Origin of the sequence: Bradyrhizobium sp. AZCC 1721 (genome assembly GCF_036924715.1) — a bacterium.
Taxonomy (GTDB): Bacteria; Pseudomonadota; Alphaproteobacteria; order Rhizobiales; family Xanthobacteraceae; genus Bradyrhizobium.
Map to the genome: position 1 here is coordinate 5,275,215 of NZ_JAZHSB010000001.1, position 14,714 is coordinate 5,289,928.

Consider the following 14,714-nt stretch of genomic DNA (forward strand, 5'->3'; position numbering starts at 1 on the left):
GGCAGTACGATGAACATTCGGCCCGATCCCACGTTTCACGCTTCGCCAAAGCTTGCCATGGAAGCTCCGCCGGAGAGCTTCGCCTATACCGTGCTGCTCAGTCCGGACGCCTCAAAGCCGGACGCACTGGCGGTGATCGACGTCAAGCCGGGCTCCTCGAGCTACAGCCAGGTCGTTCACACCGTGACTATGCCCAACAAGGGCGACGAGTTTCACCATTTCGGCTGGAACGCCTGCTCGTCGGCGCTGTCGCCGCTCACCGGGCATGCCTTCCTCGAGCGCCGCTATCTCATCATCCCCGGCATGCGATCGTCCCGCATCTATATTGTCGACACCAAACCCGACCCCACCAAGGCGGCCATACACAAGATCATCGAGCCTGAAGAGATCTTCAGGAAGACCGGATATTCGCGGCCCCACACCGTTCATTGCGGGCCTGAAGGCATTTACGTCTCTACGCTCGGCGGCAGCGGCAAGGACGGCACCGATGGACCGCCCGGCGTCTTTATCATGGACTGCGAGACCTTCGAGGTGCTCGGACGGTGGGAGATCGATCGCGGCCCCCAGACAATGCACTATGATTTCTGGTGGAATCTGCCACGCGACTACATGGTGACGAGCGAGTGGGGGTTGCCGCCGCAGTTCGAGAACGGAATCGTGCCGGAGGATCTGCTCTCGAACAAGTACGGTCACCATATTCACTTCTGGGATCTGCGGGCCCGGCGAAATGTGCAGACGATCGATCTCGGGGCCAATCACCAGATGGGGCTGGAAGTGCGTCCCGCGCATGATCCAGTTCGCGAATACGGCTTTCTGGGCACCGTGGTCGACACCACTAACCTCGAAGGCTCGATCTGGACCTGGTGGCGCGAGGGCGGCAAGTTTCACGTCGAGAAGACGGCGACGATTCCACCCGAGCCGGCGGCGAAGGAACAATTGCCGCCGCTGCTGCAGGGCTTTGGCGCCGTGCCGCCGCTGGTGACTGACATCGACCTGTCGATGGATGACAAATTCCTCTACGTCGCCTGCTGGGGCACCGGCGAGATGCGTCAATACGATGTCAGGGAGCCGCGAAAGCCGAAGCTTGCCGGCTCGGTTCACATCGGCGGCATCGCGCGCCGCACGCCGCACCCGAACGGCAAGGCGTTTGCAGGCGGCCCGCAGATGGTCGAGATCAGCCGCGACGGCAAGCGGGTCTACTGGACCAACTCGCTGTACTCGACATGGGACGACCAGTTTTATCCCGATGGCGTCCCGGGAGCCATGGTGATGGCCAATGCGAAGCCGGACGGTGGTCTCGAACTGGCGAGCAATTACTGGGTCAACTTCCCCGACGGCTACCGCGCGCACCAGATCCGGCTCGACGGCGGCGACTGTTCGACGGATTCGTTCTGCTATCCGTCGGCTTGAGATTTGAGCGCAGCCGACTGGACACCGGCCTGGCTCTGGCTGGCTGTCATCGCGAGCGGCCTTTACCACGGCGTCAACCCGGGCATGGGCTGGCCGCTCGCTGTTTCAGTTGGACTGATGGAGCGGAGCCCGCGTGCCCTGGTGGCCGCGCTTGGGCCGCTCACGGCCGGCCATCTGCTCGCGATGCTGCTCGTACTCCTTCCCTTCGCGCTGCTCGTTGCCATCGTCGAGTGGCAGCGCACGATACAGATCGGCGCCAGCGTCCTCGTTATCGCCTTCGGCCTTTTCCGGCTTGCCAACCGCCGCCATCCAAGAGTTTTAGCGCGGATATCACCGGCGCAACTGGGGCTTTGGTCGTTTGCCGTGGCGCTCGCGCATGGCGCCGCGCTGATGCTGGTGCCGATCTACCTCGGGCTCTGCCGGCAAGCCGAGCTCGACGGCGGCCACGCGGCCGCCGGTACTCTCATCAACGCCAATCTCGGAATGGCCGTGCTGGTTGCGGCCGTCCACGCCATCGCGATGGTCGCCGCCGGCGGAGTTTGCGCGTGGCTCGCCTACCGCTATCTCGGCCTCCAGTTCATATCGCAGAGCTGGTTCAACCTGGATACGACCTGGGCGTTCAGCCTCATTCTCGTGGGCGCGATCGCGCTGGTGCTGAACCTGAGCTGACGCCAACTACGCCCTAACGCAGCTTGTCGAGCAGCGCGATCAGCGTCTCGCGCTCTCTTGCGTCGAGCGGCGCCAGCGTCTCGCGGCTGATCGCCAGCGCATTCGGCGCGGCCTTCTCGGCCAGTTGCTGGCCGGCGCGCGTCAGACTCACGAGCAGGCGGCGGCCGTCCTCGGGATCCGGGCTGGTCTCGGTCAGGCCGCGCGCGGTGAGACGGTCGATCACGCCCTTGATGGTGGCGACATCCATCGCCGTCAGCCGCCCGAGCAGGTTCTGCGAGCACGGTCCGGTCTCGGTCAGCTTGGCGAGCGCCGCCCATTGTGTCGGCGTCAGGTTGATGCCGATCTCGCGGGCGAAGATGGTGGCATGGCGCTGCCAGACCTGACGCAGGATGAAGCCGATCTGTTCGTCGAGAATGTAGGACGGGCGCGGCGGCTTGACGCTCCGTTTCGGCGAAACACTCCTTCCCATCTGCGTTACCCGCCCTTCCCCTAGCCGATCACAGCGACAAATGCGCGTCCCGGATATCCGGCCGCGCGTCGAGCTCGGCCATCGTGCCGCCGAAACAAATCTTGCCACGCTCGATGATGTAGGCGCGGTCCGAAATCAGCCGCGCGAAATGCAGGTTCTGCTCCGAGACCACGATGCTGACGCCTTCCTTCTTCATCGCCAGGATGGCGTCGACCATCTGTTCGACGATTTTTGGCGACAGCCCTTCCGATGGCTCGTCGAGCAGCACCAGCGAAGGATTTCCCATCAGGGTTCGCGCAATCGTCAGCATCTGCTGCTCGCCGCCGCTCATCCGCCCGCCGGGACGGTTGCGCATCTCGCCGAGATTGGGAAACAGCGTGAACAGTTTTTCGCGCGTCCAGTGCGGCGCGTTCGGCCGTTTTGGCTGGCGGCCGACTTCGAGATTTTCCTCCACCGTCAGGTCGGTGAAGATACGCCGCTCTTCGGGCACGTAGCCGAGCCCGCCTCGCACGATCGCATGCGTCGGCTCGCGGGAGACATCCTTGCCCTCGAAGACGATCCGTCCCGAACGGTTCTCGACCAGGCCGACGATGGAGCGGAAGGTGGTCGACTTGCCGGCCCCGTTGCGGCCGAGCAGAGCCACCACTTCGCCCTCGCCGACTTCCAGCGCGATATCGAACAGGATATGCGCGGGGCCGTAGAAGCTGTTGAGATCGGCGACTTGCAGCTTCATGCGCCGGCTCCCCCGCGATGACGCGCATCGTAGACCAGTCCTTCGCCGAGGTAGATCGCGCGCACCTGCGGATTGCCACGGACTTCCTCGGGCGAGCCTTCGGCGATCAGGCTGCCGCGATTCAAGACGAGGATGCGGTCGGCATGTTCGAACACCACATCCATATCATGCTCGGTGAAGAGCACGCCGATCGACTGTTCGCGGGCGATGCTTGCGGTCAGCCGCATCAGCTCGATCCGCTCGCGCGGCGCCATGCCTGCGGTGGGCTCATCCATCAGCAACAGCCTGGGCTGGTTGGCGAGCGCGATCGCAAGCTCCAGTCGCTTGAGGTCGCCATAGGCAAGCTCACCGCACGGACGCTCGGCATAGGCGCCCATGCCGACGAGGTCGAGCAGCCGGCCCGCCTCGTCGCGGGCGTAAGCCGCGGTCGAGCCCCAGAGGTTGAACAATTGCCTGCCATACGACACCAGTGCGACCTGCACGTTCTCGCGCACGGTCATGGTCGGAAATGTCGCCGTGATCTGGAATGTGCGCCCGACGCCGAGCCGCCAGATCGCGCGCGGCTTTCGGCCGACCGTATCCTCGCCGAGCAGATGGATCCGTCCGCTATCCGGCATGCTCTGGCCGTTGAGCATATCGAAGCAGGTGCTTTTTCCCGCGCCGTTGGGTCCGATCAGCGCCAGGATTTCGCCCGCACGCAGTTCGAACGACACGCTGCGCACCGCGTGCACGCCGCCATAGGATTTGCTTAAGCCTTCGACCTTCAGCAATGTCGGAACCATGCTCATTCAGCGGCCTCGATCCGGGAGGTGACGAGCGCAGATTTTTTGGCTTCGGCGGAGCGCCGGCGATTCCGGATCGTCTCCAGCGTCCCGACGATGCCCTTGGGGAACGCCACCACCATCAGCACGATGAAGCCGCCCAGCACCAGCTTGGAAAGATCGGTCTGGCTGACCAACCAGATGTTGGCCGCCTTGAACACGATGGCGCCGATCACCGCGCCGGAAACCGTCTCGACGCCGCCGAGCAGAACCATGACCAGCGCATCCACAGAGAGCGAGATGCCGACGCTGTCCGGGAAGACGCTTCCCTTCAGATAGGCGAACAACGCGCCGCCGATGCCCGCCACCGTTCCTGATATGACGAAAGCCGTCCACTGCACGCGCTTGCCATTGATGCCGATCGCCTCGCTACGCAGCGGCGAGTCCCGCGTTGCGCGCAGCGCAAAGCCGAACGGCGAGAACACCATCACCCGGAGCACAGTGACCACGAGCGCCGTGATGCCGAGCGACAACCAATAGAAGTTAGCGGGGCTCGCCGCCCACCTCTCCGGCCACACACCCAAAATGCCGTTATCGCCGCCGGTTACCTCGACCCACTGGAACGCGATCGACCAGACGATCTGCGCAAAGGCCAGCGTCAGCATCGCGAAATAAACTCCGGAGAGTTGCACGGCGAAGAAGCCGAACACCGCCGCACCCAAGAGGCCTAGTACCGGGCCGAGCAGCAACGAAACGATCATCGGCAATCCCGCCGCCTTGGCGAGGAATGCGACGCCATAGGCGCCAAGCCCGAAATAGGCGGCATGGCCGAACGAGGCGAGCCCGCCGACCGACATCAGGAAATGCAGGCTGGCGGCGAAGATGACGAAGATCGCGATTTCCGATCCGACGGTGAGCGCGTAGTTGCCGGCAAACAACGGCATCATGGCCGCAAAGACCAGCGCACCCAGTGACATCAACCGTTCACCCGAGGTGAGCGGCCGCCACGGCGTGACGGTCAGGCCCGGCGTGCGGCGTGCGGCAGCTTCCGGCTTGCCGAACAGGCCCCATGGTCGCACGATCAGCACCACTGCCATCACCAGGAACACCAGGATGATGGATATCTTCGGGAAGATGAGAATACCGAAGGCGTTGAGTTCGGACACCAGCACGGCAGCCACAAAGGCACCGATGATGCTGCCGAGCCCGCCGATCACCACGACCACGAACACTTCGACGATGATGCGCAGGTCCAGCGCGTGATGCACCGCATCGCGCGGAATCTGCAGCGCGCCGCCGAGGGCGGCCAAAAAGACGCCGAGCGCGAACACGCTGGTGAACAGCCATTTCTGATTGACGCCCAGCGCCGCCACCATGTCGCGGTCCTGCGTCGCCGCGCGCACCAAGACGCCCCAGCGCGTGCGCTGGAACAGAAGCCAGAGTACGCCGAGCACGATCGGGCTGAGCGCGATCAGGAACAGGTCGTAGCTCGGAATGTTCTGGCCGAAAAAATCGACCGCGCCCTTGAAGCCGGGTGCGCGACGGCCGAGCAGATCGTCCGGGCCCCAGATCATCACGACGATGTCCTGAACCATCAAGGTGAGGCCGAATGTCGCCAGCAACTGGAATAGCTCCGGCGCATGATAGATCCGCCGCAGCAGCACCATCTCGACCAGGACGCCGATGATGGCAACGATCAGCGCTGCAACGACGATGCCGCCCCAGAAGCCGAGCGCGCCGGAGAACCGCTCCGTCAGCGTGAACGCGACGTAGGCGCCGAGCATGTAGAACGCGCCATGGGCAAAGTTCACGATCCGCGTCACGCCGAAGATGATCGACAGTCCCGATGCGACCAGAAACAGCGACGCCGCGCTGGCGAGACCGGTCAGGAACTGAACGAAGTAGAAGGCCATTGGCGGTCCGGGTTAGGGCAATCGTCAGAGCGGGGGCCTTCATCCTTCGAGACGGCGCTTCGCGCCTCCTCAGGATGAGGTCATAGATCGAGAGGTCCTCTTAGACCCTCATGGTGAGGAGCGCGGCATCGCCGCGCGTCTCGAACCATGAAGGCCCCGACCTCAGCCAAGGCTCAATCCTTCGGACGCAGCTTTTCCACTTCCGCGTCGCTCGGCAGATAGTCCGCGCCCTTGCGATAGACCGAGTTCACCATCACGCCCTTGCCATCCTTCAGCGCGGTCTTGCCGACATAGGCCCCTAACGTCGACTGGTGATCGATCTTGCGGAAAGTGATCTCGCCAAACGGCGACGGCATCGACAGGCCTTCGGTCGCCGCAATCAGCTTCTCCGGATCGGTCGAGTTGGCTTTCGCAAGGATCGCGGCGGCCGCCTTGATGGTCTGGTAGCCGACGATCGAGCCGAGCCGCGGATAGTCCTTGTACTTGGCCTGATAGGCCTTCAGGAACTTGTCATGGTCCGGCGTCTTGATGTCGTACCAGGGATAGCCGGAGACGATCCAGCCCTCCGGCGTCTCATCCTTCAGGGGATCGAGATATTCCGGCTCGCCGGTGAGGAACGAGACCACCGAACGTCCCTTGAACAGGCCGCGGGTATTGCCCTCACGCACGAGCTTCACCAGGTCGGCACCGAAGGTGACGTTGAGGATCGCCTCCGGATTGGCCGCAGCCACCGCCTGCACCACCGGACCTGCATCGATCTTGCCCTGCGGCGGCCACTGCTCGTCGACCCACTGAATGTCCGGACGCTTCTCCGACATCAGCTTCTTGAACACCGCAACCGCCGACTGGCCGTATTCATAGTTCGGCGCAATCGTCGCCCAGCGCTTGGCCGGCAGCTTGGCGGCTTCTTCCACCAGCATCGCGGCCTGCATGTAGTTGGAGGGACGCAGGCGGAACGTGTAGCGGTTGCCCTTCGACCAGGTGATGGCGTCGGTCAAGGGTTCTGCCGCGAGGAAGAACACCTTCTTCTGGTTGGCGAAGTCGGAGACGGCGAGACCGATATTGGACAGGAACGTGCCGGCCAGCATCGCGACGTTCTCGCTCGACACCAGCTCGTTGGCGGCGGTCTGCGCATCCGCCGGCTTGCCGCCGTCGTCCTTGGAAATGACGACCAGCTTCTTGCCATTGATGCCGCCCGCGGCATTGATCTCTTCGACCGCGAGCTGCCAGCCCTTGCGGTAGGGCTCGGTGAAGGCCGGCAACAGTGAATAGCTGTTGATCTCGCCGATCTTGATTTCCTTGATTTCGCTCTGCGCCATGGCGCTGCCAGTCATGCCGGCGACCGCGATCGCCAATCCCGCTCCCAGCAAATGTCTCCGTCGCATCCCTACCTCCAATGTTGGTGTCATTATCTCAAGCCGTCTTCATCTCAAGCCGTCTTCGCCTTTGACTTCCGCAATCGTCAGCCCGCCGACGCGCGGCAATGGCCTGCCGCTGTCGGTGACCGCGACCGCCACCATGATCTCGTTGGCGCGGGGTGCGTCATTGATCTGCACTTCCATGCCGTCGAAATGGCTGCGCACGAAAGCAGCGTCCTTGTGACCGAGCGGAATGTCCAGCGTTGTGCCCGGGCCGCTGCGCTTTTTCGACGATGGAATCAGCGCCGCGCCCTTGCCCAATACTTTCCGCACCGGTGCGCCCATCTTGGGATGCAAGATCGCTGCCGCATGCTCTAGCTCGCCGTTTTCGCCCACGGCGGCCGCCTTGCCGTAGCTGTGAGCCTTGGCGCCCTCGATGCCGAGCGCGGCGACCGCTCTCTTCGAGAGCAATTCGCCAAGCTCCTCGCCGATTTCGATCAAGGGCGAAAGGTCTTCGACATACCGGCCTGCAAACGGATTCTCGATCACAGCGATCGCCGCGGCCCGCCGCGTCGGCGGTGCAATCTTCTGTCCCATCTCAAGATGGGTTTCCTCGACCACCATGACGATCTTGCGAATGATCGCGCTCATCTTACTCGCCTCGCTCCCGATCAAACATGCGCTGTTCTTTCTAGTGCGTTTCCATGCAACGTTGGCAAGGCACCCGCCCTGATCCCTGTTGCACCCACCACGGCCGTCTCGCCTAGTAGACGCAAGGCCGCACCTTCGATCAATCCCGCCGCAAGCAATTGTTGTGCCCGGCTTACCCCTACCCTTAGCGCATCATCGATCTCGCTTTCCCGGAGCGCGCCGACGTCGCGGGTGACGAGGCGCGCGCCGAGGTCGCTGTCGGGCTCCAATTCATTGGCCGGACAGCGGATGATGGCGGGATGACCGGGCAGGTCGACGGCGTTGGCAATGATGGTCGCCGCCGCATCGGCTTGCGATGCCGTTCGAGCCAGCACAGTAACGGCATCGGCAATCCCGAGCGAGAAACTGCGGCCATGCCGTCCACTGGTCGCGATGCCGCGTGCCGGATCATCGACTTCGATATTGATGGTTTGCATCACGCCGTGATGGTCCGGTCGGTCCATCAGCCCGACGGTGAACTGCTCGCCATAGGTCAAATGCAATGCGATGTCGCCGCCATTGTTGACGTAGGCACGATCGAGCCGCGCCGTGCCCAGCATCGCACCAAGAATCTCTTCCGCGACGCTACCCGCCACCGCCGCCATCGGCGTGATGAAGTGCTCGCCCGCAAACGGCGCGACCGCCGCATGCATGCGACGCGCAACGACACCGTTCAGCGCGCTTCGCGCCGGATCGGCGGCTTTTCGAAGTTCGATCAACTCCTCGCAGAGTTCATCGAGCAGGCCGGTGAAGCGCTGCGCGGCGGCCTCATAAGCGGCGCGCATGTTGCCCTCGCTTCCCTTCGCCTCGATGATCAGGTCGATCGGACCGTCCTGCAAATGCAGCCGCTTGCCATCAGGAAGGAGCGCGATTTGCGGGAGCCGTTTCATGCGCGCCGTCCCGGCATATTGGGCATCGGGCGGAACCCGCTGTTCTCCCGCAACGATGCCAGCGGGCGCACATGATCCATGTGACCGCCCAGCGCCGCGTAATCGGACAGCTTCAGCGTGAACTCGATCGGCGCGACCAGCGCCGGCGTCGGCACATAGCCGAACGCGCCGGCCGGCATTTGCGTGACATCGACCATGAAAGTGATGCCGCCGCCCGGCCAGACATAGACCGGCGCGCCGCCGCTGGTGACCCGCGTCAGCGCGTCCTTGACCGACCGCGTCAGCCGCACCGGATTGTCGGTGACGCCGGCGCGCAACGAACCGCCGGCACCGCCCATGAACAGCACCGTGCACAAGGCCGGTTCGCAATTTTCCTGGATGCGCTCGACCGAGAACTGGAGGTCGGGCGGCATCTGCTTTTCGATCGGCCGCAACGCCTCGTCGAGTTGGTAATAGGCGGCGTGCTCGCCGGTGGTCGAAACCATCAGCATGGTGAGCCCAGGCCGCGCCTCCTTCGGATTGAACGGTCCCAGCACTGACAGCGGATCGGAAATGTTGGTGCCGCCCCACCCCGTTCCGGGTTCGGCGACCTGGAAGTAACGGCCGGGCGTCGAGCGCCGGCCCTTCATCTTGATCCCGGTATCGGGAATATCGAGCAACTTGCCGGCCTGGTGTTCACTGAGGACGCCGGTGATGTGGTCGTCCACGACCACGACCTCATCGACCTTGCCGTGCCATTGCTTGGCGAACATGCCGATGGTCGCCGAGCCGCAGCCGACCCGCATGCGCTCTTCGGCAACACCATTGACGATCGGCGGCTGGCCGGCCTGCACCACCACCGTGGCGCCACCGTCGATCGTCAGTTCCACCGGCTTGCAATTGGAAAGGTCCATCAGCGCGTCGCAGGTAACGCGGCCCTCCTTCTTGGAACCGCCGGTCAGATGATGCACGCCGCCGAGCGAAAGCATCTGCGAGCCATATTCGCTGGTCGTCACATGGCCGATCGCCTCGCCTTCCGCGCGGACGGTCGCCGTCTCGGGACCGAGATATCGGTCGGTGTCGATCTTCACCTTGACGCCGCAGTAGCTGAAAATGCCTTCGGTCACGACCGTGACCATGTCGATGCCGTCGATTTCCGATGACACGATGAAGGGCGCCGGCTTGTAATCGGGATAGGTAGTGCCCGCTCCGATCGCGGTGACGAACACGTTGGGCTCGTGGACGAGTTTGCCGTCCCAGTCGCCACCGGCCTGAAACGGCACCAGCCGTCCACCGTGCGACACCGTTCGTTCCAGCACGATATGCGGATCGACGCGCACCAACTCGCCGTTATTGTTGGCATAGCGATCGCACGCGCCCGCCGCGCCTGGCTTGATGTAGCACATCACCGGACAGGCATCGCAGCGGATCTTGTCGCCAGTGGCAACGGTCTCGTCAGTCATGAACAAGCCTGCAGTCGGGAAGGCGCCGATCATAGCCGCTTATTCGCGGTTCCGACCATTTGTTCGTATACGAATGATGTTGCGCGCGGACTGGAACACTGTCAAGCCGCTCCCGCTGCGAAACGCCCCGCTTGCCGCATAATACCTCATTTGCCTCGCCGCCCTGTTCATAAAGCGAGCAGCGCGCTGCAGCGCGGGATCGCGCGGCTTGCACGTTTGTACACAAACGGTATCTTTCGCGAAGCATCCAGTGCGGGTTTTGCAGCGCAACGAGGACTTCGGGAGAGCATGATGCGCCTGACCGTCAACGGCAAGGTTCACGACGTTGACGCCGCGCTCGACACTGCATTGCTTTACGTGCTCCGCAACGACCTCGAACTGAACGGACCGAAATACGGCTGCGGGCTCGGCGAATGCGGCGCCTGCGCCGTACTGATCGACGGCGTCGCCGCGCGTTCCTGCGTGATCCCGATCGAGGGCTGCGCCGGGCGCGACATCGTGACGCTCGAAGGCCTCGGCACGCGCGAGCATCCCGATCCCGTGCAGCAAGCGTTTATCAGCGAACAGGCGGCGCAGTGCGGCTATTGCCTCAACGGCATGATCATCACCACCAAGGCGCTGTTGCTGCGCTCCCCTCACCCATCGGAAGACGACGTACTGGAAGCACTGCGCCATCATCTGTGCCGCTGCGGCGCGCATGTCGAAATCATGCGCGCTGCAATGCGCGCCACAGGCCGTCTCGTTGAGGCGCAGGCGCGATGACCGTCCCTGACGTGGCCGAGAATCGCAAGCGGTTGCAAGGCACGCTGTCCGTCGTGCGTCCGGCATCGCCGGTCGAGGCCGTCAAGTTCGAGACGTTCATCAAGATCACGGCAGATGGATCGGTCACCGCCTATAATGGCCACGTCGATCTCGGCACCGGCATCCGCACCGCGCTCGGGCAGATCGTTGCCGAAGAGCTCGACGTATCGTTTGCCCGCGTTGTGGTCGTGCTCGGCGACACGGCCCTCGTTCCCAATCAGGGCGCGACGATTGCGAGCGAAACAATTCAGATTACGGCCGTACCGCTGCGCAAGGCTGCCGCGCAGGCGCGGCAGTTTCTGGTCGCGCGCGCCGCCGAGCGGCTGGAGCTTTCGGCCGAGGACCTCGTCATTGAAGACGGCCTCGTCCGCGGCAAGGACAATCGCAGCGTCAGCTATGGCGAATTGATTGCGGGCGAGACCATTCGCCTTGAACTCGCCGACGACGTTCCAGTTAAGTCCGTCGACACCTACAACATCGTTGGTCGATCGTTGCCGCGCGTCGATCTTCCGGCGAAGGCGACCGGTGAACTGGTCTATGTGCACGACATGCGCGTGCCCGGCATGCTGCATGGCCGCGTCGTTCGTCCGCCCTATGCCGGCGTCGACGTCGGCGACTTCATCGGCAACAGCCTGATCGCGGTCGACGAGGATTCCGTGCGCGACATCCCTGGACTTGTCGCGGTCGTTCGCATCGGCGACTTCGTCGGCGTCGTCGCAGAGCGCGAGGAGAATGCGATCAAGGCGGCGGCGCAGCTCAAGGTGAGCTGGAAGCCGGTGCCGACGTTGCCCGACCTCAAGGACATTGAAACGGCGTTGCGAGCCAATCCATCGACGCCACGAACGCTGATCGACAAGGGTGATGTCGATGCGGCGATTGCCGGCGCCGCCAAGCCGATGCCGCGAACCTACATCTGGCCCTATCAGATGCACGCCTCGATCGGCCCGTCCTGCGCGGTTGCGGATTATCAGGAGGATGTGACGCGGGTCTGGTCCGGCACGCAGAACCCGCACCATCTGCGCACTGATCTGGCGCGGCTGATCCACCGGCGCGAAGCCGAGATCGAGGTGATCCGGCTGGAGGCTGCCGGCTGCTATGGCCGCAACTGCGCCGATGATGTTTCCGCCGACGCGGTGCTGCTGTCGCGCGCCGTCGGCCGGCCCGTCCGCGTGCAATTGACGCGCGAACAGGAGCACGCCTGGGAGCCGAAGGGCACCGCGCAATTGATGGATGTCAACGGCGGATTGAACGCCGATGGCAGCATTGCCGGCTATGATTTTGCGACGCGCTATCCATCGAACGGCGCACCGACGCTGGCCCTGCTGCTGACCGGCGCCGTCCCACATACGCCGGTGGTACTCGAGATGGGCGATCGCACCGCGATCCCGCCCTACGACTACGAGAATCTGCGCGTGGTAGCGAATGATATGCCGCCGATCGTGCGCGCCGCCTGGCTGCGCGGCGTCTCGGCGCTGCCGAACACCTTTGCGCATGAATCCTGGATCGACGAATGCGCCAGCGAGGCGGGTGTCGATCCGATCGAGTACCGTCTGCGCTATTTGAAGGATCCACGCGCGATCGATCTCGTCAACGCGGTGGCCGAACGCGCCGGCTGGAAACCGCGGCCGGTACGCAAGGAGAAGCAGGCCGAGGACGATATCGTGCGTGGGCGAGGTTTTGCCTATGCGCTCTATGTGCACAGCAAGTTTCCCGGCTATGGCGCAGCGTGGTCGGCGTGGATCGCCGACGTCGCGGTGAACAAGGCGACCGGCGATGTCAGCGTGACGCGGGTGGTGGCGGGCCAGGACTCCGGCCTGATGGTCAATCCGGACGGCGTGCGCCACCAGATCCACGGCAACGTCATCCAGTCGACCAGCCGTGCGCTGATGGAGGAAGTGTCGTTCGATCGTAGCTCCGTGACGGCGCGCGAATGGGGCGCCTACCCTATCATCAAGTTTCCCGAGGTGCCTGAGATCGACGTGCTGATGCTGCCGCGGCAGGATCAGCCGCCGCTCGGTGTCGGCGAGTCCGCCTCCGTCCCCAGCGCAGCCGCCATCGCCAATGCGATCTATGATGCGACCGGCGTGCGCTTTCGCGAGTTGCCATTCACGCCGGAACGCATCTTGCGGGGGCTGCGCGGCGAGGAGCCGGCGGCACCAGGGGCGTTGCCTGCGCCTGCATCCGCACCACAGCCTGATCTCAACCGATGGCCCAGTCCGTTCGCCGGACGACGCGGCGTGCTTGCGACTGCCGCAGCGCTGTGCGCGGCTGCAGTCGGCATCGGCGCCGCAGTGTTGCCGTGGCGAGCGATCGCGCCAATCGCGCGGCCCGATGCCTCGGTCTATTCGGCCGCGACCATCGCCCGCGGCGAGCAACTTGCCGCGCTCGGCGATTGTGCGGTGTGCCACACCGCTGCGAACGGCGTGCTCAACGCCGGCGGCCGGCCGCTGCCGACGCCGTTCGGCACGATCTATTCGACCAACATCACACCCGATGTCGGAACCGGCATCGGCGCCTGGTCCTATCCCGCCTTCGAGCGCGCAATGCGCGAGGGCATCCATCGAGATGGACGGCATCTCTATCCCGCGTTTCCCTATCCGCATTTCGCCAGGACCACTGACGCCGACATGCAGGCGCTCTACGCCTATCTGATGGCGCAGTCGCCGGTGCGAGCGGAGAGGCCGGCCAACGCGCTGGCATTCCCGTTCAACCTGCGCCGGCTGATGGCCGGATGGAATGCGCTGTTCCACACACCCGCCGTGTTCCAGCCCGATCCCGCAAAATCCGAGATATGGAATCGCGGCGCTTATCTCGTCGAGGGCCTCGGCCATTGCGGCGCCTGCCATTCGCCGCGCAACGCGCTCGGCGCGGAGAAGGCGAATGCCTATCTCGCCGGCGGATTTGCGGAGGGTTGGGAAGCACCGGCGCTGACCTCGTTGTCGCAAGCGCCGATCCCGTGGAACGAGGATGAGCTGTACGCATATTTGCGAACTGGCGAGTCGCGCCTTCACGGCGTCGCCGCGGGGCCAATGGCGCCGGTGGTGAGGGAACTCGCGGCGTTGCCTGATGCCGACATCCGCGCCATGGCGGTCTATCTCGCCTCGTTCAACGAGACCGCGATCGATCGCCCGGCGCAGCAAGCGCTTGCCGTCAGGCTCGAAGCCTCGACGGGCACGCGAACGCTTGCAGCCGCCAGCGTCGGCGCGCGTCTCTATCAGGGCGCCTGTGCCGTCTGCCATGAGGTCGGCGGCGCACCGCTGTTCGGCAGTCGGCCATCGCTGGCGCTCAACAGCAATCTGCACAGCACCGTGCCCGACAATCTGATCCAGGTCATCCTGCACGGCATCGCAAAGCCGGCCGTGACCGACCTCGGCTACATGCCGGCGTTCAAGGACAGCCTGAGCGACGGCCAAATCGCCGAACTGGTCGCTTATCTGAGGCAACAATTTGCCCCCGATAAGCCGGTCTGGAAGGATATTCCTGCTGCGATCGGCCGTATCCGGCAGGAATAGCGCGCTGAGCTGCCATGCCGCCGGCAAAACCCACTGGTTGGGCAGCCCGCGGCACGGTAAAGTTCC

At 64.1% G+C, this 14,714-nt stretch carries 12 protein-coding genes; 4 read left to right on the plus strand and 8 right to left on the minus strand.

The features are described 5' to 3' along the window. The first annotated feature begins 9 nt into the window (after positions 1-9). Positions 10-1,410, plus strand: a complete 1,401-nt coding sequence (locus V1273_RS25505; RefSeq protein WP_334381202.1) for a selenium-binding protein SBP56-related protein — start codon at positions 10-12, stop codon at positions 1,408-1,410. 3 nt (positions 1,411-1,413) lie between these two features. Next, positions 1,414-2,079: a hypothetical protein gene (locus V1273_RS25510; RefSeq protein WP_334411284.1), complete on the plus strand. Its 666-nt coding sequence runs from the start codon at positions 1,414-1,416 to the stop codon at positions 2,077-2,079. Positions 2,080-2,092: 13 nt separating this feature from the next. Here V1273_RS25510 and V1273_RS25515 read toward each other — a convergent pair whose 3' ends face one another. The 8 genes from V1273_RS25515 to V1273_RS25550 all read right to left on the minus strand — a co-directional run bounded on the left by V1273_RS25515 (position 2,093) and on the right by V1273_RS25550 (position 10,335). Continuing rightward, on the minus strand, positions 2,093-2,548 hold the full coding sequence (locus V1273_RS25515; protein ID WP_334364006.1) for a MarR family winged helix-turn-helix transcriptional regulator: 456 nt from the start codon (positions 2,546-2,548) through the stop codon (positions 2,093-2,095). A gap of 28 nt (positions 2,549-2,576) precedes the next feature. After that, positions 2,577-3,281 carry an ABC transporter ATP-binding protein gene (locus V1273_RS25520; protein WP_334411286.1) on the minus strand — a complete coding sequence of 235 codons (705 nt, stop codon included), beginning with the start codon at positions 3,279-3,281 and terminating at the stop codon, positions 2,577-2,579. Beyond that, entirely contained in the window at positions 3,278-4,069 is a 792-nt protein-coding gene (locus tag V1273_RS25525) for an ABC transporter ATP-binding protein (protein WP_334411288.1), read from the minus strand. The genes V1273_RS25520 and V1273_RS25525 overlap by 4 nt, the downstream gene beginning before the upstream one ends. After that, the gene (locus V1273_RS25530) at positions 4,066-5,955 is read right to left on the minus strand and encodes an ABC transporter permease (RefSeq protein WP_334411290.1); all 1,890 of its coding nucleotides are present in this window, start codon (positions 5,953-5,955) and stop codon (positions 4,066-4,068) included. The genes V1273_RS25525 and V1273_RS25530 overlap by 4 nt, the downstream gene beginning before the upstream one ends. Positions 5,956-6,128: 173 nt before the next feature. Beyond that, positions 6,129-7,340: an ABC transporter substrate-binding protein gene (locus tag V1273_RS25535; RefSeq protein WP_334411292.1), complete on the minus strand. Its 1,212-nt coding sequence runs from the start codon at positions 7,338-7,340 to the stop codon at positions 6,129-6,131. Between the two features lie 39 nt (positions 7,341-7,379). After that, positions 7,380-7,964 (minus strand): amino acid synthesis family protein, encoded by a 585-nt coding sequence (locus tag V1273_RS25540; protein WP_334411293.1) that lies wholly within the window; start codon positions 7,962-7,964, stop codon positions 7,380-7,382. A 20-nt stretch (positions 7,965-7,984) separates the two neighbouring features. Next, positions 7,985-8,893, minus strand: a complete 909-nt coding sequence (locus V1273_RS25545; protein WP_334411294.1) for a UPF0280 family protein — start codon at positions 8,891-8,893, stop codon at positions 7,985-7,987. Then, positions 8,890-10,335, minus strand: a complete 1,446-nt coding sequence (locus V1273_RS25550; RefSeq protein ID WP_334411295.1) for a 6-hydroxynicotinate reductase — start codon at positions 10,333-10,335, stop codon at positions 8,890-8,892. Before V1273_RS25550 ends, V1273_RS25545 begins: the two co-directional genes overlap by 4 nt. Positions 10,336-10,626: 291 nt before the next feature. Between V1273_RS25550 and V1273_RS25555 the strand changes: the two genes are divergently transcribed. Together V1273_RS25555 and V1273_RS25560 are read left to right on the plus strand one after the other, a co-directional pair. Next, positions 10,627-11,097 (plus strand): (2Fe-2S)-binding protein, encoded by a 471-nt coding sequence (locus V1273_RS25555; RefSeq protein WP_334411296.1) that lies wholly within the window; start codon positions 10,627-10,629, stop codon positions 11,095-11,097. Continuing rightward, entirely contained in the window at positions 11,094-14,648 is a 3,555-nt protein-coding gene (locus V1273_RS25560; RefSeq protein ID WP_334411298.1) for a molybdopterin cofactor-binding domain-containing protein, read from the plus strand. Before V1273_RS25555 ends, V1273_RS25560 begins: the two co-directional genes overlap by 4 nt. Positions 14,649-14,714: the final 66 nt, after the last annotated feature.